Source organism: Neobacillus canaveralius, assembly GCF_047237705.1.
In the GTDB taxonomy this organism is placed as follows: domain Bacteria; phylum Bacillota; class Bacilli; order Bacillales; family Cytobacillaceae; genus Neobacillus; species Neobacillus niacini_K.
Genome location: NZ_JBDFLL010000001.1, coordinates 396031 through 416939, shown reverse-complemented (window position 1 = coordinate 416939; position 20909 = coordinate 396031). Strand labels below are relative to the sequence as shown.

The 20909-nt window shown below is 34.1% G+C and carries 21 protein-coding genes; 3 read left to right on the top strand and 18 right to left on the bottom strand.

The window, feature by feature from the left end:
• Positions 1-176: 176 nt before the first annotated feature.
• The 16 genes from ABC255_RS02075 to ABC255_RS02000 form a co-directional block, all read right to left on the bottom strand.
• On the bottom strand, positions 177-1499 hold the full coding sequence (locus ABC255_RS02075) for a lipopolysaccharide biosynthesis protein (RefSeq protein ID WP_412991118.1): 1323 nt from the start codon (positions 1497-1499) through the stop codon (positions 177-179).
• 124 nt (positions 1500-1623) lie between these two features.
• Entirely contained in the window at positions 1624-2745 is a 1122-nt protein-coding gene (locus ABC255_RS02070) for a polysaccharide pyruvyl transferase family protein (protein ID WP_412991117.1), read from the bottom strand.
• Positions 2746-2801: 56 nt separating this feature from the next.
• Entirely contained in the window at positions 2802-3899 is a 1098-nt protein-coding gene (locus tag ABC255_RS02065) for a glycosyltransferase (RefSeq protein WP_412991116.1), read from the bottom strand.
• 183 nt (positions 3900-4082) lie between these two features.
• A complete protein-coding gene (locus ABC255_RS02060) occupies positions 4083-5330 on the bottom strand; it encodes a hypothetical protein (protein WP_412991115.1) in 1248 nt (415 codons plus the stop codon).
• Positions 5331-5553: 223 nt separating this feature from the next.
• Positions 5554-6714 carry a glycosyltransferase family 4 protein gene (locus ABC255_RS02055; RefSeq protein ID WP_412991114.1) on the bottom strand — a complete coding sequence of 387 codons (1161 nt, stop codon included), beginning with the start codon at positions 6712-6714 and terminating at the stop codon, positions 5554-5556.
• Entirely contained in the window at positions 6714-7343 is a 630-nt protein-coding gene (locus ABC255_RS02050; protein WP_412991113.1) for a CatB-related O-acetyltransferase, read from the bottom strand. Before ABC255_RS02050 ends, ABC255_RS02055 begins: the two co-directional genes overlap by 1 nt.
• Positions 7344-7353: 10 nt before the next feature.
• Positions 7354-8262 carry a glycosyltransferase family 2 protein gene (locus tag ABC255_RS02045; RefSeq protein WP_412991112.1) on the bottom strand — a complete coding sequence of 303 codons (909 nt, stop codon included), beginning with the start codon at positions 8260-8262 and terminating at the stop codon, positions 7354-7356.
• Positions 8263-8297: 35 nt separating this feature from the next.
• Positions 8298-8849, bottom strand: coding sequence for an acyltransferase (locus tag ABC255_RS02040; RefSeq protein ID WP_412991111.1), 552 nt, complete (start codon positions 8847-8849; stop codon positions 8298-8300).
• 2 nt (positions 8850-8851) lie between these two features.
• Positions 8852-10117 carry a glycosyltransferase family 4 protein gene (locus ABC255_RS02035; protein WP_412991110.1) on the bottom strand — a complete coding sequence of 422 codons (1266 nt, stop codon included), beginning with the start codon at positions 10115-10117 and terminating at the stop codon, positions 8852-8854.
• Between the two features lie 156 nt (positions 10118-10273).
• Positions 10274-11353, bottom strand: a complete 1080-nt coding sequence (gmd, locus tag ABC255_RS02030) for a GDP-mannose 4,6-dehydratase (RefSeq protein WP_412991109.1) — start codon at positions 11351-11353, stop codon at positions 10274-10276.
• An 18-nt stretch (positions 11354-11371) separates the two neighbouring features.
• Positions 11372-12313 carry a GDP-L-fucose synthase gene (fcl, locus tag ABC255_RS02025; RefSeq protein WP_412998453.1) on the bottom strand — a complete coding sequence of 314 codons (942 nt, stop codon included), beginning with the start codon at positions 12311-12313 and terminating at the stop codon, positions 11372-11374.
• A gap of 21 nt (positions 12314-12334) precedes the next feature.
• Positions 12335-13012 (bottom strand): sugar transferase, encoded by a 678-nt coding sequence (locus tag ABC255_RS02020; protein ID WP_412991108.1) that lies wholly within the window; start codon positions 13010-13012, stop codon positions 12335-12337.
• A 19-nt stretch (positions 13013-13031) separates the two neighbouring features.
• Entirely contained in the window at positions 13032-13925 is an 894-nt protein-coding gene (gene galU / locus ABC255_RS02015) for a UTP--glucose-1-phosphate uridylyltransferase GalU (protein WP_412991107.1), read from the bottom strand.
• 313 nt (positions 13926-14238) lie between these two features.
• The gene (locus ABC255_RS02010) at positions 14239-15003 is read right to left on the bottom strand and encodes a tyrosine-protein phosphatase (RefSeq protein ID WP_412991106.1); all 765 of its coding nucleotides are present in this window, start codon (positions 15001-15003) and stop codon (positions 14239-14241) included.
• 102 nt (positions 15004-15105) lie between these two features.
• Positions 15106-15810, bottom strand: coding sequence for a CpsD/CapB family tyrosine-protein kinase (locus tag ABC255_RS02005; RefSeq protein ID WP_412991105.1), 705 nt, complete (start codon positions 15808-15810; stop codon positions 15106-15108).
• Positions 15800-16552 (bottom strand): YveK family protein, encoded by a 753-nt coding sequence (locus tag ABC255_RS02000; protein WP_412991104.1) that lies wholly within the window; start codon positions 16550-16552, stop codon positions 15800-15802. Before ABC255_RS02000 ends, ABC255_RS02005 begins: the two co-directional genes overlap by 11 nt.
• Before the next feature lie 411 nt (positions 16553-16963).
• Here ABC255_RS02000 and ABC255_RS01995 point away from each other — a divergent pair, with 411 nt between their 5' ends.
• On the top strand, positions 16964-17725 hold the full coding sequence (locus tag ABC255_RS01995; RefSeq protein ID WP_412991103.1) for an SGNH/GDSL hydrolase family protein: 762 nt from the start codon (positions 16964-16966) through the stop codon (positions 17723-17725).
• 33 nt (positions 17726-17758) lie between these two features.
• Here the strand turns inward: ABC255_RS01995 and ABC255_RS01990 are convergent, their stop codons facing one another.
• The gene (locus ABC255_RS01990) at positions 17759-17899 is read right to left on the bottom strand and encodes a YwzD family small protein (RefSeq protein WP_412991102.1); all 141 of its coding nucleotides are present in this window, start codon (positions 17897-17899) and stop codon (positions 17759-17761) included.
• 217 nt (positions 17900-18116) lie between these two features.
• Here ABC255_RS01990 and tagU point away from each other — a divergent pair, with 217 nt between their 5' ends.
• A complete protein-coding gene (gene tagU / locus ABC255_RS01985) occupies positions 18117-19058 on the top strand; it encodes a polyisoprenyl-teichoic acid--peptidoglycan teichoic acid transferase TagU (RefSeq protein ID WP_412991101.1) in 942 nt (313 codons plus the stop codon).
• 254 nt (positions 19059-19312) lie between these two features.
• Here tagU and ABC255_RS01980 read toward each other — a convergent pair whose 3' ends face one another.
• On the bottom strand, positions 19313-19513 hold the full coding sequence (locus ABC255_RS01980) for a cold-shock protein (protein WP_007083691.1): 201 nt from the start codon (positions 19511-19513) through the stop codon (positions 19313-19315).
• A gap of 347 nt (positions 19514-19860) precedes the next feature.
• On the opposite strand from ABC255_RS01980, the gene ABC255_RS01975 reads away from it, so the two are divergent.
• Entirely contained in the window at positions 19861-20886 is a 1026-nt protein-coding gene (locus ABC255_RS01975; RefSeq protein WP_412991100.1) for a C40 family peptidase, read from the top strand.
• The last annotated feature ends 23 nt before the right edge of the window (positions 20887-20909 follow it).

Below are 20909 nucleotides of genomic sequence, written 5' to 3'. Positions count from 1 at the left end.
ATCTCATAATTGTATTTCTATTATTTGTAAATACATTATTATTACTTTTGAATAAAGTAGCACTACTATTTAATATTACTCTTATTAGTTTTCTAATTAAGTTCTTTTCGCAACTTTTAAATTAAAATTAATGAAAACAAATACATTCAAAAAGCCTATTATTTTGGAAAAAAGATTCACCCTACTGCTTCTTTTTTCCTTATTTCACCGTTAAGAATTTTTTGAGCAATAATATGAGTACCTAAATAAACCACTGAAGAAGTAATAACATATAATGTTAACGCTGAATACACATCTAAATTAAACTTTGATGATAATATAAACACTAAGATATTTAGAATCACTCTTATCAAATCTAAAAAAAATCGTACTCTTTGCCGTTCATAAACCACATATATTTTTCCTGATGCAGTAATAATAAGCATAAAAAACATCATAAATGAAACAATCCTTGCAAAAACCCCAGCCTGATACCAAGATTCCCCAAACAAGACACTAAATATCTGGGGTCCAAAAATTAAAAGAATTATTACTGGAATTATGCCTATTAAAGCTAAGTTCCTTGTTAATTTATTTGAAAGATTTTTTAATTTTCTTGGATTTGTTCTGCCAATACTAGAGGCTTCTGCAAAGTAAACGTCTCCGATTGCGCTACCTATTAAATTCATTGGTAATTTTACAATAATATATGCTAAACCAAAATTACCAACCACACTACTTCCGTAAAACATAGTAATAAATAATATTGGTAAATTACCGGTTAAGTTATTTATTAATTGATTTGAGGCATTAAAAATGGGAAAATCCTTATATTTTTTCAAGCACCATATAATTTTCTTGAATGAAATATTTTTAATAATACTTCTATCTCTTTTTATTAATGGTTTCGATAATTGAACTATTCCTGAACTTTGACCGATTATTCCTCCTAGGATCAAACCTAATGGTCCTAGCCCTACCAACCCTGTAATAAGTTTAAAAAGGTTACCAAAAATACTTTGGGTAACAGTTGTTTTCGTAACAGTTTTATAATCCTTTATTCTTAATGCCCATTGTTTGAATATACTATACAAACCACTTAATAATACACCAACTGGGACCAGATACTTATATTGATGTATCGACTCAGAACTAGTAATACTAAAAATCATAGATTCAAAATATAATAATATAATAGTAAGAATTAAAACTACTAAAGATAATACTGCAAGACTCATTGTTAAAACATTAATTGCCGTTTTTTCATCTCTTGCTATAGGTATAGCTGTTTCATATTTTAGAGCACCTACGGCTAATATTCCTAATAAAGCATTATAGGCAGTAAATATTCCATAATCTTCAGCGGAAAAGATTCTTGTAATTACAGGAGATAGAACTATATTCAGAAATTGAGCAAAAACAGTTCCTCCGGATATAAGGATTAAAGCTCTACTAAAACTGCTTTTTAATAAATTTTTTGGTAAAGCTTTTCTAAAGTTTTTTATTAATAAATTATTCATTCTTTTATAGCACCTTTCACAAGCGTTGCTTTAATTACTGCCAGATGCATATTAATATATAATTCTTAATCAAAAATATGAGGTTTGACTATCCTCAAATAATTTTATTACTACTTAATGTTATTCAATCAGTTAGAAAATCTTGCAATATTTTTTTATTTAGTAATGCACTAGCTTTTAATTTCGGCAAGATTTCCCCTCTTCTATTATTCAATTCCACTCTCCATCTTTCCTCGATACTTCTATATAGTAAATCATAAATTTCATTTTGTTCTATATCTAATAGTGGCATACAAAGTTCTTCGCAATTAATTTGTTTGTAGAACCTAGTAGTCTTGGGATGATATGGTATAGAAATACAATTTGTACCTAATGCATAAGAAACTATACCTACGTGTAATTTATTAGTCAAAACCACATCTAATTTTTCAAGAAGAGCTGCAGTGTCCCATATATTCTCATGTATATAAATAATACATTCTCTATTGATATTTTCCTTTAGATATTTTATTGCTTTTATTTGCTCATTATTGTTGTTATCAACTATTAACACTGGTGTTACCGAAGTATTTTCGTTAATAAATTTTATGGATTCATCAAACAAAATTCTTGCTTTATCTCCATATACTAGAGAGTCCATATCCACACCAATATGGAAACCATATATTAATCCTTTTACTTTAGTAAACATATTTTCTATTTTACTAATAGAATCTTCAGGTATATCATTTTTTGATAAACTTAATGCTACATCAACAGTAACATTTATTTTTTCTTTAGGAACACCGTATTCTACCAAGTATTGTTTTGATTCTTCATCTCTTACAGCTAAAACAGATGCGTTCTTACATATTCTTACCATTTCTTTTCTGGTAAATATATTAGTAATTGGACCTACGCCTGTTCCAATTACTGCATATTTTATTTTATTTAACATTGCATATTCTGCTGGTATAGTATGTTTTTTTAAAAAACTATATCCCCACTTCCATTTATTTGTAAGTGGTTCACCAAAGTATCCCCCTGCACCATAAACAAGTTTGTCAGATTTTTTTATACTTTCGAGGCCCCTTAAAGTAGATGAATCAAGAGAAGTTCTATAAATTTCTGTTGCAAATGGTAATACTATTTCCTTCCCAGTAATTTCTTTTATCCATTTTGCTTGAATAGCCAGTATTAAAACATCTCCAAAATTATTAGGAAAGTAAGCACCATGAAGTGCAATGAATTTTTTATTCTTATCCAATTTATACAACTCCTAGTTAATTCAAATATTATCCGTAATAAATCTATATAAATATCTTAAATAGTTTTAAAAATATCGATCCACTGTTTTGAGATTTTTTCAGGAGAAAATTCTTCATTTACTTCCATCCCTAATTCCCCAAATTTCTGTGCTGCTTCAGGCATATCTATATACTTGCAAATTGCACTTGCCAATTTATCTGTGTCTCCTACTGGTACAAGTAAACCTCTTCTCCCACCATCAAGGAGTAGCCTTGGACCGCCTGGCTCACAATCAGTTGAAATACAGGGAATACCTATTGATAATGCTTCAATTAATACATTGGGAATACCCTCAGATTTAGAAGATAATACAAAAGCAGTACAATCATTTTCAATAGCAAAAACATCACTAACTGCGTCTTTTAATATTACATTGTCACTTAATTTTTTTTTTAATATTAATTGATTTAATTTTTCCTTACTTGGACCTTCACCATAAATATGAAGAAAATAGTTTTTATGTTTGTTTAACACCTTTTTAAATGCTAGGATTAGTATATCAAATTGTTTTACATCATCTAATCTCCCTGCTGCCAAAATAACCTTCTTTCTTTCCCCAACATAGGGTTTAACTTCAGTTTTTCTTGGTATAGAAGGATTGGGTATAATTACAGACTTTTTTTTAACTGATCTATTAAAGATGTCCATAGCCCTTTTAGTTTGAAACACCATATAGTTACATCTACTGTATACAATGTTATCCCGAATTAATCTAAACATTGATATCTTATATGGATTATCCCTTTCTGATCCAACTATTGGCAATCTAAGTCCTATACTAGATAATTGGGCCAAAATTAAAACATCAGGCATAAAAGCGCAAATAATATTTGGCGATACGCTTTTTATAACAGACCGGATTTGTCTACATAAATTGATAGTACTCCAAAATTTTCTATATCCATTCATGCTCTTAATAGAGTCATAATTAACATTTAAATAGACAATATTTACGTTCGGGTTTATCGAAACTGTGGGTTCTGTTGATTTAATACTAATAATTGAAACATCATAACCAGCCCTATCACACGAATTCGCAACAAATGTTAAAATTTTTTGGGCTCCTCCAATTCCTAATCCCCTACTAATAAATAATAATTTCTTCCTTACCATATTTTAATCTCCCCAGTGATTTTTCTTCCCAAACTGTTCCATAAATATTTCTAAACAGAATCTCCATTAGAAATGTCCAGTTGTCCAATTTTAACTTTTAATATACTAATTCAGTTTAAGGCACTAGTTAATCTTTTAAAAAGGAAATAGACTTTTTAATACCATAAACAAAACTAGTCCTAATTATTTATTGATTTTTCTTATTTCTGAAAACATAACATATATAAATGGTATTAAATACACGTACTTATAATATCCATATGGTATTCCCGAATAGAAATTATTTAGTAACCCAACTATAGCTAAATAAAAGAAGAACAATTCGCCATCTTTTAGTTTATGTTTCTTAGATATTGTATATATAATAGGCATACTTTGAATATATATATAGATGAAACCGAATATTATCCCCATATCAATTATTGCTTGAAGAAACGGAAAATCAATCCAATCATTCATATACCCAAAACCAAATAATATTTCCAAAATTGATGCTTCGGATAATAATAGATAACTTTCCTGTCTAGCTAAAACCCTAGAATATGATGCACTATCGTAAGAAGATGACGTACCTCCACCAAAAAAAGTGATCAAACTAGAGGACAACCTTTGAATAAAAGACTCAATTAGTCCTCTTAACTCTGGTACTTTACTCAATACAATAAATAATAAACATACAGCAATAAAACATGTTGCGCTTAACCGGATAAATCTAATTAAAGAAGTTTTACTAATTCTGTTTTGACGCAATTTATAAATAAAATGAACTATTAATATTAAGATTAATGCAACCATCAATCCTCTGCGTGATGTAGCAATTATATTTAGTAAAGCTGCCACGACGAAAACAAAACTGCATAATTTTTCAAAATTATTTTTACTTCGGAAAGTGATCAATGCAATAATTAAAAAGTATGCCATGGTTGATAGAGTTAACCTATCCGCTACCAAAACATTTCCAACAAAAACTTGATTTACTGTCCTGGGTATTAATGATGCTAAACCATCAGTTAAAAAGTATAAAAGTAAAATATTGAATATTCCAGAAATGTAAACAAATAATTTTATAGTCAATTCGTAATTTATCTTTCGTCTGTTTGTAGAAATCAATAATATTAGTACCATAGTAAATATGATATATATAATCCCAAAATTAGGGTTGAAAAGTCCAATGTTGGCATAAATAGCTATAATTATACAATATACCTGAAAACCAAGAATTATCAGGAACCCTCTGTTCATTGACGGAAACTTAAAACCAATTAGATTTGTTTTATTACCTATTAAAAATAATGAAATAATTAATAAAATCGCAGATACATCTATATTTATAAGACCAAAAACAAGTTTAGCTATCTGCGAAATTGGTATTGAAAGAAGTAACAAAGCAATTCCGAATTCCAAACCAATTTTTTCCCTTCTAATTCTCATAACACACTCCTATCCACTAAAAATTATGGACATAATCCCACTAACAGTGGATAACTGTTTTAAAAACTTTAGCAATTATCCTAATAGTATTTTATATTCGATATACATCGACCAATTCACCACTACACTATTAAAGAATGTTTCAATATTAGAATATGCAAAATTCTTTAATAATTTTCTTGTTTAAAAAATATCCTGATTTTATATACATTCTCAAAAACTATTACTTCTCTATCGCTCGTCTTGCTATTTTTTTATATGAAAATACTTCAATACCTTTTTCCTTTGCAGTTGCTTTCATAAATTCATATTTTTCTTTGTCATTTAAAATAGATAGAATTTTACTTTTTATTTCCTCCACTGTATCTTTATGAAGAAATTCAACATTTCCTCCCACGTCTACATGAGTTGTCCCATCCCAATATTTGCAAACCATTGGAATCCCCATACCGACAACTTGTTCCCAAAACACTGAATGGCGTCCTGGAAAAACAACTAAATCTGCAGTTGAAAAGTAATCATATGAATCTTCTGCCTTTATCCACCCTATATATTGGATTATATTACCATCACATAGTGCATGGACTTTTTCTTTTAATTCATTTGTAACCGAACCAAATACAACTAGTTTTATCTTTGAGTTATTAATTTGATTAATAGCCTCCATAAGTAGTAATGTCTGCATTTTAAATTCATCAATCTTTCCACCAGTTACAATTAAAAAATCATCTTCAGCAATGCCATACATATCCCTAATTTTCTGACGAACCTGTGGGGAGGCAGCCTGTTCTACTCGTTCGTCATCTGCACCCATCACTAAAAGCTCTACCTTTTCCTTTGGTAACCTGTACATATCAATCAAAAAGTCTACTCTAGCAGGTAACACACCATAAAACTTGGTTGTGTAAGGTTTTATTATTTGGGCACAATGTCTCCATAATATTTTATGGAGAACGTTTTTAGATAGCCAATTAGTTGCACTATTTGAGAAATCAGCATGATTGTCCACGAAAACTTTAACTTGTGGATTATTATTTAAATATTTTACAATTATATCCATATCTATAAACTGGCACCCATGAATAAATAAGATATCTGGTTTTGCAGTTTCTAAAGCTGTATATGTGCCGATAAAACGTTTTAATTTTTTGTAAATTCTTACCGGTTTCTTATAATCAAGTCTTGTAACCTTAATATCATATTCATTTTGATACGTACTTCCTTTTTCCAAAAATGTACCTTTTCCATTTATATCGAATGTAACTAACGAAGCAATTACTTCTACATCATAGCCTAATTCTTTATGAAATTTTGGTAACATATTTTCCTGATAAGAATAGTTATCTGGGAAAAAGCATCCCAAACATAAGTGAACAATTTTCATTATAAACTCCTCATAAATTCATCAACTGAATTGAAACTACTAGCAGATTTTTCAATTTTTTTATCATCCCAGTTCCACCATTTAGATTCTAAAAGTTTCCTGATAGTATCATCATCAAATCGTTTTCTAATCATCCTTGCAGGATTACCAGCCCATACCTCATAAGGACCAATATCTTTGGTAACAACTGACCCCATGCCAATCACAGCACCATCTGCTATATTCACTCCAGCTTTTACTAGCACTTTATTTCCAATCCAGACATCATTTCCAATAGTTGTTTTTTGAAATATTTCAAATTCATGCCTTGAAAAATTCTTTTTCATAATGTTTTCCCATTTATGAAAAACCGGAGAAGTAGAAACCCATTCAATTGGATGTGAAGTTCCTCCAATATAACAATCTGGTGCTATAGATGTAAAATTACCTATTGTAGAGTCAATTACAAAACTATTATTACCGATATATGAGTACTTTCCAATTTTCCCCCTATAAAACTTAACTCCGGAACAAATTGCAGCGGTATTATCAATTTCATCATCCTGTAAAATGGCAAGTATGGATATATGCTTAAACAATCGTGATGGAACTGATAGCATATTTTTCAGTAAAACTAATAATCTTCTCATAATTGTCTCCTTATGCTTTCAAATCTCCCTGTGCTATCATTTTCTTATCAAACTTTTCACACTCATATAATTTGGCATCTACTAAAAACCGATACCAATACGCTTGTAAAAAGTGGTAAATTCTACCTTCTGGTCCATCTAGGAAGCCTAGCTTTATATAATATCTATAAATGAAATATAAGTGTGCCCTATAAAACTTCGGCAATCCATAATACCCCTTATTCTTAACCATCCGCTTCATTTTTGCTTGTTTCGAAGACTTTCCAGTCTCAAGTAGATCTCCATCCTGTAAGTCATTTGCAATTGTCACTTGGTGGTCGAGTACTTCACGATTGCTATACCAATTATGTTTATTGGTCCACCAATCTAAATCTTTTGTATTGTTATCTATGAGGTCATTTTTAAAATCTACAGTCTGTCCTTCTAATAAGACCAGGTGTTCATCCATTATTTTTTGTTCACATCTTGCTTTCCCCGTTCGGAAAATACGAAGTAATAATTCTGGATATCTACCGCCGTGTTTAATCCAACGTCCCATAAAATAAACCCGTCTACGAAGAATCACACCATTAATATCCATGTTTATATTGTGCAGTTTTGCTTCAATTTCTTCTACTAAATCTTCCATCAATTCTTCATCTGCGTCCATTCTCATTGTCCATTCGGTGGTGATACTTGTATGATTTAATCCCCAATTAAATTGTGTTGCATGATCAACAAACTTATTTTGGTAGAAATCTAATCTACTATCAATTACCTGAAGTTCTTTATTCAATTCATCACAAAGTCTTTCGGTTCCATCCGAGCTAAAACTATCAACAATGACAAAACGTTTTACAATACCACGAAATGACTCAACACATTTTCTTAAATTTTTCTCCTCATTCTTTGTGAGGATAACTACTGTAAGATCTACCATTTATTTTCCTTTCCATTTCGAAATACTTTACAATATTAAAGTTTCTTAATTACTCTAGCTGGATTTCCAGCAATCACACTGTTTTCTTCAAATTTACCGCTGACAACAGCTCCAGCTCCAACTACACAGCCATCACCAAGTGTAGTACCTTTCAAAATCAAGGTATTACAACCAATAAAGCAGTTCTTCCCAATTACAATTGGCTTTGTGGCAATCTTCTCTTTTATATCAGCATTTCTTGCCTCAATTTCAAGTGGATGAAAATCATTATCCAATATCTTTGCGTTACCACCAATATTGGTATTATCACCTATTTTGATAGATTTTCTAGCGTAAATTGTTGCCCCAGATATCCCCACATTATTTCCTATATGAATTTCAGCCCCTGATGTTCTTGTTACAATGATAGTACGTTGATAAAGTCCGACCAAATTTGATAAAAAGGAAGAATTTATAGTAACGTTATCGCCAATTGTAAGCTTAGCTCCGGATTTATTAAAAATGATTGGTACACCTTTCAGCAAAAGATTTTTTCCATATTTAACTTTAGTTGCTTTCATTAATAACTTAAACCAGTTACTATTCATTTTTAAACCTCGTCCTGACAAGATAATATCTCTTCAATATACTTATTAACTGATACATCTTTCGTAAGATTCTTAACTAAATATGTTCTTCCATTTGTACTCATTTCAGTTAGTGTGCTATTTCCTTTTCTTTTAAGAAATTTATCTATTATATATTCGATCTCATCATAATTTCCTGGTTCCGTTACATAGCCACTATTTGTTTCTTCAATAATCAAGCGCGCCTCGGAACCCTCTTCAAGTACTCCGAGTATTGGTTTACCTGCAGCAAGGATCCCATAGAGTTTGCTTGGAACAGATACACCCTTAATACCCTTAGCATTTATACACCAATGAACATCTCCTGCATTCAAGCTGTATACTAGGTCAGCTTTATCTTGGTACGGGATGAAAATTACATTGTTAAGAGTGTTATCTTCCTTATATTGTACAAGCTTTTCCCGGATAGTACCTTCGCCTATAAAAGCGAATGCTACATCTTCTCTATCTTTGAAATTCTTTATAACACGTATAATGTTCTCAAGATCATAATAAAGACCTAGGTTCCCGGAATACATAATAATGAACTTTTTTTCCAAGCCATATTTCTCTTTGAATGCAACTACTTTTTCATTATCAGCAGGAAGAGGATAGATTTCTTTCTCATCAATCCAGTTATTGATAAATACATGATTGGGTACCTTCTTTTCTTTGAATCTATCTTTCAAGGTTTCAACCATATCTCGTCCAACAACAATTACCTTATCAGCAAATTTACAACTAAATTTGTCAAACCACATCATCATATTTAGAATTAGCTTATTTTTGCTATATCCAACCGCCATCGTCTGCTCTGGATTAAAATCCTGTATATTATAAATGAATTTGGCACGCTTCATCCATTTACCCCAAACACCTATTAAACCTCCCAGGATAGGAGGTTGTGAAATGGAATATACATAATCCATCTTTCCAACCTTAAATGTTGCAAATAAAGACCCGAAGAAATATGCAAGGATGTTTTTAATTCTGCTAAATTTATTGTTTTTGGAGAATTCAGGTACACGGATTCGTATAACCTTTACACCGTTAATTTCTTCCTTATAAAACATCTTTCCTTTATACTCATCGGCAACCTTACCCGTATAGGAAGGGACAACACAAATTACCGTTATATCAAATGTATGCAGCATTCCCTCTGCCAGTTCTTTAAGAATCTGCCCCGTGGAAGCTACGTCAGGAATATAGTAATGAGCATATATTAAAAGTTTTTTCTTCTCTTTAACCATTGAGTATCTCTTTCCTATCCGGAACATCGAATGGATTATTCAGTTCCTATTAATCTTAATTAATCCCATATTTTATCTTTATCTTCATTAAAAAAAGAGTAATTGAAGTATCCCTCATAATTACTCTTTTATAACAATGTTATAAGGCACTATTTATTAATCAAACATTTTCTTGATTTTATCTTCATTTTCAACTTTCTTCATATCTGCTGTAACCATGATACGAACTAATTCTTCGAATGGTGTCTTGGTTGGATTCCATCCTAATAATGTTTTTGATTTCGTTGGATCCCCTAATAATTGATCAACTTCAGCAGGACGGAAGAATTTAGGGTCAACTTCAACAATTACTTCCCCGGTTGCTTTGTTAACTCCTTTTTCTTCTACACCCTGACCAGTCCATTCAATATCTATACCTACGTGTTTGAATGATAACTCTACGAATTCACGTACAGTATGCATTTCACCAGTAGCAATTACAAAATCCTCTGGTTTATCATGTTGAAGGATTAACCACATACACTCAACATAATCCTTGGCATAACCCCAATCCCGTAACGAATCCAAGTTCCCCAACGTTAATTTCTTTTGTTTACCTTGAGCAATACGAGCAGCTGCAAGACTAATCTTACGAGTTACGAATGTTTCACCGCGGCGCTCTGATTCATGATTGAATAAAATCCCATTAACAGCAAACATATTATAAGATTCACGATAGTTTTTTGTAATCCAGAATCCATAAATTTTTGCAACACCATATGGAGAACGTGGATAAAAAGGTGTTGTTTCTTTCTGGGGTACTTCCTGCACTTTTCCGTAAAGTTCAGATGTTGATGCTTGGTAAACTCGAGTTTTATCAGTTAAACCAAGAATTCGCACAGCTTCAAGTATATTTAATGTGCCTTTTGCATCTACATCTAATGTATATCCAGGCATGTCGAATGATACCCGTACATGTGATTGTGCAGCCAAATTGTAGATTTCATCAGGCTTAATTTCACCAATAATACGAGTAACGTTTAATGCATCTGTAACATCCCCATAATGAAGATGGAAATTTGTATTATTTAATAATGCTTTTGCTTCTTCTTCTGTAAGAAGGTCTTCTAAACGCTCTTGGTTATATGAAGAGCTGCGACGAATCATACCATGTACTTCGTAACCCTTTTCTAATAATAATTCTGCTAAATATGAACCGTCTTGACCAGTTACACCTGTAATTAATGCTTTTTTCATATTGTCCTCCAACATTTGTTAGTTAACTTTCGTAAGTTCATTATCTAAAAACCAATGATATGCTTTCTTAAGCCCTTCATCTAACGAAGTAGTTGCTTTCCAGCCTAAAGAGTTTAACTTTGTAACATCCACTAATTTTCTTGGTGTGCCATCTGGCTTAGTCGTATCAAACTTAATTTCTCCAGTGAACCCAACTACTTCTTTAATGGTTTCTGCTAATTCTCTAATTGCAATATCTTCCCCAACACCGATATTAACAATTTCATTACCAGTATAATTGTTCATTAAGTAGATACATGCATCTGCAAGGTCATCTGCATATAAGAATTCGCGCATTGGTGTGCCTGTTCCCCATACCTCTACAAATTCAGCATTATTTTCTTTTGCTTCATGAAATTTACGAATTAATGCAGGTAACACATGTGAAGTATGCAAATCAAAATTATCATTTTCTCCATATAAATTCGTTGGCATTACTGAGATATATTGTGTACCATATTGACGATTATATGATTCACACATCTTAATCCCAGCAATCTTTGCAATTGCATATGGTTCATTCGTTGGTTCAAGCAATCCAGTTAGTAAGTACTCTTCTTTTAATGGTTGTGGTGCCATTTTTGGATAGATACATGTACTTCCAAGGAATAACAGTTTTTCTACATTATTTCGATAGGCAGCATCAATAATATTTGTTTGGATTAATAAATTGTCACGGATAAAATCCGCTGGATATTCATTGTTTGCAACAATTCCACCCACTTTTGCTGCAGCTAGAAATACAAATTCAGGCTTTTCTTCAGCAAAAAAGTTGTCAACAGCAAACTTGTCTCTTAAATCTAGTTCTTTGCTAGTACGGTAGACAATATTCGTGTATCCTTTTTTATTCAGCATTCTAACAATCGCTGAACCAACTAATCCTCGATGACCTGCCACATATATCTTTGAGTCTGATTTCATCATGATTAATATACCTCTTTTCTAAAATGCATCTTTTGAACCAAATAGTACTAACACTGTCTTTAAGATAATTTTTATGTCATAAAAGAAAGATCTTTTATGTATATATTGAAGGTCCAATTCCACCATTTCATCAAAACCCACGCTATTTCTAGCACTTACCTGCCAAAGTCCTGTGCAGCCTGGAGTAACTAATAGGCGTTGTTTGTCATAGGCAGAGTATTCCGCTACTTCTCTCGGAAGCGGCGGACGTGGTCCAACTAAGCTCATATCCCCTTTTAAAACATTAAACAGCTGTGGTAATTCATCGATACTTGTCTTCCGAATGAACTTACCTACCTTTGTAATCCGGGGATCGTTCTTCATTTTAAACATCGCACCGCTTACTTCATTATATTTTAGTAGTTCAGCAAGCTTTTCTTCCGCATTCCAAACCATCGAACGGAACTTGTACATTTTAAATTCTTTACCATTTAAACCAACACGTTTTTGCGAGAAGAAAATAGTTCCCTTTGGATCTTCTACTTTAATTAGAATAGCAATAACGATAAAAAGAGAACTCAATAAAATGATTCCGCAAAATGAGCCGATAATATCGACCATTCTTTTTGTTAACAGATAAACTTTTCCATCATTGACTTGTAGCGATGCCTTTTGATTTTCTAAGTAGGCAACGTCTTGATTTGCTAGATTAGACAACTTAGACCCCTTCCTTCTCCTATAACATTACTTTTTCTTTTTCTAGTGAAGAAACTAGGTTCTTCAAATAATCGATCATGTCATCATGGAGGTCTTCGTGCTGCAATGCAAATTCAATCGTTGTCTTAACAAATCCGAATTTTTCTCCAACATCATAACGTGTTCCTTCGAAATCATAGGCAAACACTCTTTGTATTTCATTCAACTTTTGGATCGCGTCTGTTAATTGAACTTCTCCGCCTGCTCCCTTTTCCTGACGATCAAGGAACATAAAGATTTCCGGTGTTAAGATATATCGACCCATAATGGCTAGATTAGAAGGAGCAGTGCCTGGTTTTGGTTTTTCTACAAAGTTACTAACCTGGTAGCGACGTCCCTCTTGGCTGGAAGGATCAATAATCCCATAACGATGTGTTTCATTATCAGGCACTGATTGAACACCGATAACAGATGAGAAGGTATCTTCATACTGATTAATTAACTGTTTTAAGCAAGGTGTTTCACTTTGGACAATATCATCACCAAGTAATACCGCAAACGGCTCATTGCCAATAAAGTTTCTCGCACACCAAACGGCATGTCCTAATCCTTTTGGCTCCTTTTGACGAATATAATGGATGTCTGCTAGATTAGTAGCATATTTAACTTTATCTAATAAATCAAATTTCTCTTTCTCGATTAGATTCTGTTCAAGCTCCATTGCATTATCAAAATGATCTTCAATCGCTCTTTTCCCTTTACCAGTAACAATAATGATGTCCTCAATACCCGAAGCTACGGCTTCTTCTACTATGTATTGAATAGTAGGCTTATCTACGATTGGTAACATCTCTTTTGGCATTGCTTTTGTCACTGGCAAGAACCTCGTTCCTAAACCAGCAGCTGGAATAATCGCTTTTCTAACTTTTTTCATTTTTCGGTTCCCCCTCTTTATTTTTCTTTCATTTATCTAAAGAAATTTGTCAAAAAAATAAATACCTAATGGAAATGCAAGCGTTTACCATGCTTATCCTTTCATTAAGTATTTATTGGTTTATTTTTAAAAATCGGGCATCTAACCCGTCCTCACATCATGCTTTTGACAACATGCGCGTCTAAGGATAGAATGAATTCGCTTCCCTCCCACAGCATGACCGAGTGCTCCCATGGATAACGGACAGGGAACCTCGCCGTTCAGGGTTTTAAGCCTGATTAGATGTATAGATATTCTGTAAACTCTCATCAGCCTAAAATAGGTTAAATATTTTTTTTCTTTTTACTCGTTCCGGATCTTCTTTATATACACTAAGTCCCTCAATGAGGAGAGCTGCGTTTTCTTCAAAGTAGTACAAGAGCTCATTTCCGTATCTTCTTTCAATGATGGCTAAAGCTTCCCTCATTTTGAACGTACGATTTGTGCTATTATGAGCATCTGTAGCAATAAAGTGTGTTAAGTTGGACTCAATTATTTGAAGGGAGAAATTCTTAATCTTTTTTCCAAAGTCTCCACAAACACTCCCAGCTGTGATTTGTGTCAATGCACCTTTTTTCACTAACTGATAAAGTAGTTCTGGACGTTCGATGATTTCACGATTTCGTTCTGGATGAACAATCACGGGGATGAGCCCATTTACTTGCAGATCATAAAATAGCTTTTCAGTATACCTTGGGACATGATTCGATGGAAATTCTACTAAAACATACGGAGTGTGGTTAACCGGTAGAATGTCCCCTGACGCGTAACCATCTACCATTTCACCATGTATCCGGACTTCCTGTCCTGGTAATACCTCTAACTCTATTCTTTCTTTACGTAAAGCCTCATTTAATTCTTGTACTCTAGTAATAATGGATTGTTTCGGATTTTCATAGGAGCTAGTCAAATGATGCGGTGTTGCTACAATCTTATGAATCCCTTGTTCTACAGCAATCCTAGCCATATGTAGGCTGTCAGAAAGAGACTGCGCACCATCATCGACGCCAGGCAATATATGACAATGTATATCGATCATGAGCCACACTCTCTTTCCAACTAATTGTTATTTTTCTACGACAATATTCATCGTAACACCGTCGAAAGCCTAGGTAAAGGGGTGGAAATTGTCGAAAAGTAGTTATTTCGCACCATAATAGTAGTAATACTCATTGTTCTTTACTTCTTTATGGTTTAAAACCACACCAACCAATTTGCTTTGTGCATTTTCAAGCAATTCCTTCGCTTTTTTCGCTTGATCGATTTCTGTTTTGCCACTAAAGACAACATAGATAGATCCATCGACCTTATTTGCTAGAATTTGCGGATCTGCCACAGCTAATAATGGCGGAGTATCAAAAAGAACATAATCAAATTGCTCTTTTGCTTCTTCAATAAATTGCTCCATTGATTTCGAACTTAAAAGCTCTGCTGGGTTTGGAGGAACTGGTCCGCTCGTTAAGATATATAAATCCTTTTCATCTGTTTCAAGAACGGTACTGCCAAGTGTTGCTTGTTTTGTTAACACAGTAGTAAAACCAAATAAGTTATTTACACCAAACGTCCGATGAACGGTTGGCTTACGAAGGTCAGCATCCACTAATAGTACTTTTTTTCCAAGTTGAGCAAACACTACTGCAAGGTTTGCTACTGTTGTCGATTTTCCCTCAGCTGGACCTGATGAAGTAACCATTAGTGTTTTGATTTCTTTGTCTACAGAGGAATATTGGACATTTGTACGAATCGTTCTATATTGTTCAGAAATCGGTGACTTTGGGTCTAGATTGGCAATAAGCTTTTTGGTTGGATCTGTTGTTTTAAACTTTTTATTTCTCTTAAACACCATACGTCTCTCCTCTTTCTGCTGTTCTGTTTCCTGCTGATTTACGTTTCTTCAATTCTTCCATCTTTTGGTCATCGATTTGAGCAATAACACCTAAGATAGGAAGTTCTAAGATCTTTTCAATATCCTGCTCATTTTTAATGGTGCTGTCAAAGTATTCAAGTAAGAATGCAAGCCCCACCGCTGCCATTAAGCCGACAACTAATGCAATCGCTACGTTCATGACTGGCTGTGGTTTAATCGGTGATTGGTTGTCTTCCACATTAGCCTTTGCAAGGATACTTACGTTATCTACACTCATAATTTTTACAATTTCAGTTTGAAATACAGAAGCCGTTACATTAGCAATTTGCGCTGCTACATTTGGATCTGGGTCTTGGACAGCAATGTTAACAACCTGGGAATCTTTTTCACTGCCCACCGTAATTTTTCCATTTAATTGTTGTGCAGTCATATCAAGTCCTAATTGCACAATAACCTTATCAAGGATTGCTGGGCTTTTAATAATTACATTGTACGTATTGATTAATTGTAGGTTGGTTTGAACTTCGCTTGGACTGTATAAGGATTGTTCACTTTTTGCCTGGTTGACGAGAATTTGTGTCGAAGCCTGATAGATTGGGGTTAGAAAAAAGTAACTAATGACACCACTGGCTAACCCAGCCGTCATCGTAATAAGTATGATCATAACGAGTCGCTTTTTTAACGTCGCTAGTAACTCTTTTAAGCTAATTGTTTCTTCCATTAGAGATCCTCCTATATGTGTTCGTTGAAAACAACAAAAAATATTATATCATGAATGAATGTCGCTTTTTGTCGTTATTTGTTGAATGGTGAATATTTATTTTTTGTCATCCAAACGTAACATGTTTCGTGACGAACTTTAGCAATAATCTATTATTTGTAATGATTTTGCAAATTTCTCCCATTTCAACATTTTAAATATTCCAAACTATTTAAACAGAACTTAGGTATAATTAACTAGAATGAATTTACTTTCCGCGTTCCTTTGAACTAAAAACTTGTAGGATTTTGTCAATCACCTTATCAATAGTAACATGTTTATTGTAAAAAAATGTAGCTTTTTTGAAAATGGAATAAATTTCTTAATGAGGTTTTGCTATAATAATAGAAGAAATATTTTGGGGGAATAATAATGAAGTATTTATTCACAGTGATATGGGGGATTATATGTGTAATGGTCTTAGCCTATGGTCATTTCCATTGGCAGCAGCAAACAGCCGTAAAGGCAGTTGTCGAACCTGGACTTACACAAGAAGCTAGTGAGACAGACTATACTGAATATCTCAAACTTGCCGCCAATTGGCCGCAATCAGCAAAGGAACAATTTCAACTTGCCTTAAAGGAAGAAAAGCCTTTTAAAATTCTCTTTGTTGGCTCTACCGCCATGGAATGGGAGAAAAACGTTACCCAACGTCTCACGGAAAGCTTTGGCAGCGATAAGGTTGTTTCCGCCTTTCATACATACGAACAGACATCGGATGATATCTTTGCTGAAAATATACCGCTTGAGCTTGCAGCTGAGAAAGCTCAGCTTGTTGTGATCGAGCCGTTTCTATTTAATGACAACGGCAATGTAAAGATTGATGTCACATTAGCCAACGTAACGAAATTGATGGAGGATATAAAGGCTAGTAATCCAGCCACCACTTTTATACTGCAGCCTTCGTATCCTATTTACAAACCTAAATATTATTCCACACAAATAGAAGCATTAAAGGAATATGCTGCAGCGAACGGCTTAACCTACCTTGACCACTGGGCAGCTTGGCCAGCAACCGACAATCCAGAAATCAAGAATTACTTAACAGATGATGAAAGTGCACCAAACGAACAGGGCAATCAAGTGTGGGCACAGTTCCTTACTGATTATTTTGTTACTAAAAAGGCAAACTAGATTTTTCTAGTTTGCCTTTTTTTCTCTATATTATTAAACCGTTAGCTTTTTAAGGTCATCTTTCAATTCATCAAGTAGTTTTTGGACTGTCAAACCATGATCACTCTTCCCACGATCATATGCTTTCTTAACAATGGCAGAGAAGTCATTTGTTTCTTCCTTCTTTTCCCCCATTAGACAAATTTCTCCTTTCTTTAGCATTCCTTTCGCCCATTCTACTAAACTTCTCAAATTTTGTAAATAATTTGTCAGTTATTGAGTTTTGAAATATTTGTGTAATTCTATAGTCAACGTTATACAATGGTAATAAACTTCTCTATCTATTTACCTATAATTTTGTTATTCTATTCCCAAGGTTCTATAAAATGTAAATTTTTGGAGGTAACCTCAAATGAGATCAAATAATAAAAAAGGTAAGAAGTGGTTGAAGATAACCGGAATCATCCTTCTTGTCTTATTAATTGCTGCCGGAGCCTATGGGTTTACTGTTTATAATTCCTTTAAAACTGCTGTAAATACGATGCACGAGCCTGTTGAACGGGTAACTACAAAGCGTGAAGAACCTATTCAACTTGAAGAAAAAGAGCCATTTTCCGTGCTAATGTTAGGGGATGATTCGCGAAATGGAGAAAAAGCCCGCACAGACACGATTATCGTGCTAACCGTGAATCCCAACACGAATTCCGTCAAAATGCTCAGCATTCCACGTGATACACGCACTGAAATTATTGGGAAAGGAATCGAGGACAAAATAAACCATGCCCATGCCTTCGGTGGTGTCGAAATGACCATGGATACGGTAGAGAATTTCCTTGATATCCCGATTGATTATTATATGAAGGTTAATATGGAAGGGTTTAAAGAAATTGTTGACGCAGTAGGAGGAGTAACGGTTACTAATACACTGGACTTCACCGTTGAAGATAATCATTATCCAGTTGGGGAAATCACCTTGACTGGTGAGGAAGCACTTCCTTATGTAAGAATGCGTTATGATGATCCGAATGGAGACTTTGGCCGGAACACAAGACAGCGTGATATTATCCAAGCTGTTATTAAAAAAGGTGTTAGTGTTTCCAGCTTAACAAACTTCTCTGATATTTTTAATGCACTCGGAGATAATATCAAAACCAATTTAACCTTTGACCAAATGGTCGATATCCAAAAGAATTACAAAGCAGCTGGAAGTAACATTCAGCAAATGACCATTAGTGGTACTGGAACGAAAATCAATGGCATATACTATCTGCAGATTCCGGAAGAAGAACAGCTGCGTGTTCAGAATGAGTTAAAGGCACAGTTAGAGCTAACAAATGCAACAGCAAGTAACTGATTGGGGGATGTCTCCCAATCAGTTTTTTTGTCAGTTTAAACCTCAATTAGGTGATAAACTTACCATTTCAGCCACAGAAATGGTTATAACCTATGAGCATTAGGAGATTTCGGGTTTATGTGATACACTTTATTTACCATTTGATTTACTGTTCACATGTTACCCCACTCATTCATGAGTGGGGTTCCTTTGTTTTTAAGATACATAAAAAAAACAGACTCTAAATTAGAGCCTGTTTATGTCTGACATTGTTATTAAGCTTTACGAACGTTAGTAGCTTGGGGTCCACGTTGACCTTGCTCTACTTCAAAAGTAACTGCTTGACCTTCGTCTAATGATTTGAAACCTTCGCTTTGGATTGCTGAGAAGTGAACGAATACATCGTCTCCAGCTTCACGTTCGATAAATCCAAAACCTTTTTCTGCGTTAAACCATTTTACTTTACCTTGTTCCATTTGTGTTTCCTCCTGCTGTGTGCTTTTGCACACAATATGTTACTATCCTTGCTACCAGTGATCATTAAGACGAAAAGTTCTACTAATACTATCCTTTACACCGAACAAAAATAATTCTTCCTAAGAATACCATTTTTCGAAAGGGTTTGCAAGATTTCCATCCATTATGTGAATTTATGTCACTTTCAATAAAATCTATATATAAAAAGAAATAAACAGTTTTTTTATGCCGTGATTTTACTTTTTTCATAGATTTCAAGCATATTATGTAACATTGTGTACACCTACTAAGGTAAATCATGGTAGAATATGTTTAAAATACCAGAATAATAGAGGTGATCTGTGGAATGAAAAAGACGATTGTTCGCAGTGTTTCGACTGCGGCCCTTCTTTCGACTGTTTTTGCTGGGTCTGCGTCTGCGAGTACCTATACGGTGCAAAAAGGAGACACACTAACAAAAATATCTTTAAAATATCAAACCAACGTACCCAAACTTAAGGAATTAAACGGGTTAACGTCAGATAGGATTTACGCGAATCAAACTCTTACGGTTACCGTTGATGCAGCTGTCCAACCTGCGGCACCTGCACCCGCACCAGCTCCCGTTTCTACTAGTGATTACGTAATCGTACGTGGTGACTATCTTGGGAAAATCGCTAAGCAATTTAATACCACTGTTTCGGAGTTGAAATCTCTTAATGGGTTAACTTCAGATTTGATCTATCCTGGGCAAACGCTGAAGGTTTCTGCTAACGCCGCAACAACTCCACCGCCAGTAGTAGCACCAGTAGCTCCCGTAACTCCACCTGCTGAATCTTCCGCCACTTCTGTTTATTCAGTCGTAAAAGGCGATACTCTGAGTAAAATTGGTTTACAGTTTAACATGAGTGTTCAGGAGCTAAAGAGTCTTAACGGCTTGAATTCAGATATGATTTATGTTGGACAGAAATTAACGTTGCGTGGTCAAGCGGCTGTTACGCCTCCAGTAACTGTAGCACCAACTGGAGAATTTGCAACGGCATTCGTTAATGTGGCACAAAGCGTCATGGGCGTTCCCTATGCCTGGGGTGGCTCCTCGTTAAAAGGCTTTGATTGCAGCGGCTTTATCTACTATGCTGCGAATCAAGCAGGCAAGAAAATCGGCCGCTATTCTGCAGAAGGCTATTACAGTCGCACCTTCTACGTCGACCAGCCGCAGCCAGGAGATCTAGTATTTTTCGAAAATACATATAAACAAGGAATCTCTCACGTTGGTATCTATTTAGGAAACGATCAATTTATCCATGCGGATGAGAAAAAGGGTGTTTCGATTGCCAATCTATCTAACCCTTATTATACCGCTCATTTTGATGGCTTTAAACGATTCTATTAAACTTCATCAAACGTAAAGCCAGG

Excerpts from the sequence above, each read along its gene's own strand:
- fcl (WP_412998453.1), bottom strand. The coding sequence starts at position 12,313 with ATGAAATCAGACTCAAAGATATATGTGGCAGGTCATCGAGGATTAGTT.
- ABC255_RS02055 (WP_412991114.1), bottom strand. The coding sequence starts at position 6,714 with ATGAAAATTGTTCACTTATGTTTGGGATGCTTTTTCCCAGATAACTAT.
- ABC255_RS02010 (WP_412991106.1), bottom strand. The coding sequence starts at position 15,003 with ATGATCGATATACATTGTCATATATTGCCTGGCGTCGATGATGGTGCG.
- ABC255_RS01975 (WP_412991100.1), top strand. The coding sequence starts at position 19,861 with ATGAAAAAGACGATTGTTCGCAGTGTTTCGACTGCGGCCCTTCTTTCG.
- ABC255_RS01990 (WP_412991102.1), bottom strand. The coding sequence starts at position 17,899 with ATGGGGGAAAAGAAGGAAGAAACAAATGACTTCTCTGCCATTGTTAAG.
- ABC255_RS01980 (WP_007083691.1), bottom strand. The coding sequence starts at position 19,513 with ATGGAACAAGGTAAAGTAAAATGGTTTAACGCAGAAAAAGGTTTTGGA.
- ABC255_RS02040 (WP_412991111.1), bottom strand. The coding sequence starts at position 8,849 with ATGAATAGTAACTGGTTTAAGTTATTAATGAAAGCAACTAAAGTTAAA.
- ABC255_RS02060 (WP_412991115.1), bottom strand. The coding sequence starts at position 5,330 with ATGAGAATTAGAAGGGAAAAAATTGGTTTGGAATTCGGAATTGCTTTG.
- ABC255_RS02065 (WP_412991116.1), bottom strand. The coding sequence starts at position 3,899 with ATGGTAAGGAAGAAATTATTATTTATTAGTAGGGGATTAGGAATTGGA.
- tagU (WP_412991101.1), top strand. The coding sequence starts at position 18,117 with ATGAGATCAAATAATAAAAAAGGTAAGAAGTGGTTGAAGATAACCGGA.
- ABC255_RS02045 (WP_412991112.1), bottom strand. The coding sequence starts at position 8,262 with ATGGTAGATCTTACAGTAGTTATCCTCACAAAGAATGAGGAGAAAAAT.
- ABC255_RS02075 (WP_412991118.1), bottom strand. The coding sequence starts at position 1,499 with ATGAATAATTTATTAATAAAAAACTTTAGAAAAGCTTTACCAAAAAAT.
- ABC255_RS01995 (WP_412991103.1), top strand. The coding sequence starts at position 16,964 with ATGAAGTATTTATTCACAGTGATATGGGGGATTATATGTGTAATGGTC.
- galU (WP_412991107.1), bottom strand. The coding sequence starts at position 13,925 with ATGAAAAAAGTTAGAAAAGCGATTATTCCAGCTGCTGGTTTAGGAACG.
- ABC255_RS02005 (WP_412991105.1), bottom strand. The coding sequence starts at position 15,810 with ATGGTGTTTAAGAGAAATAAAAAGTTTAAAACAACAGATCCAACCAAA.
- ABC255_RS02050 (WP_412991113.1), bottom strand. The coding sequence starts at position 7,343 with ATGAGAAGATTATTAGTTTTACTGAAAAATATGCTATCAGTTCCATCA.
- gmd (WP_412991109.1), bottom strand. The coding sequence starts at position 11,353 with ATGAAAAAAGCATTAATTACAGGTGTAACTGGTCAAGACGGTTCATAT.
- ABC255_RS02035 (WP_412991110.1), bottom strand. The coding sequence starts at position 10,117 with ATGGTTAAAGAGAAGAAAAAACTTTTAATATATGCTCATTACTATATT.
- ABC255_RS02000 (WP_412991104.1), bottom strand. The coding sequence starts at position 16,552 with ATGGAAGAAACAATTAGCTTAAAAGAGTTACTAGCGACGTTAAAAAAG.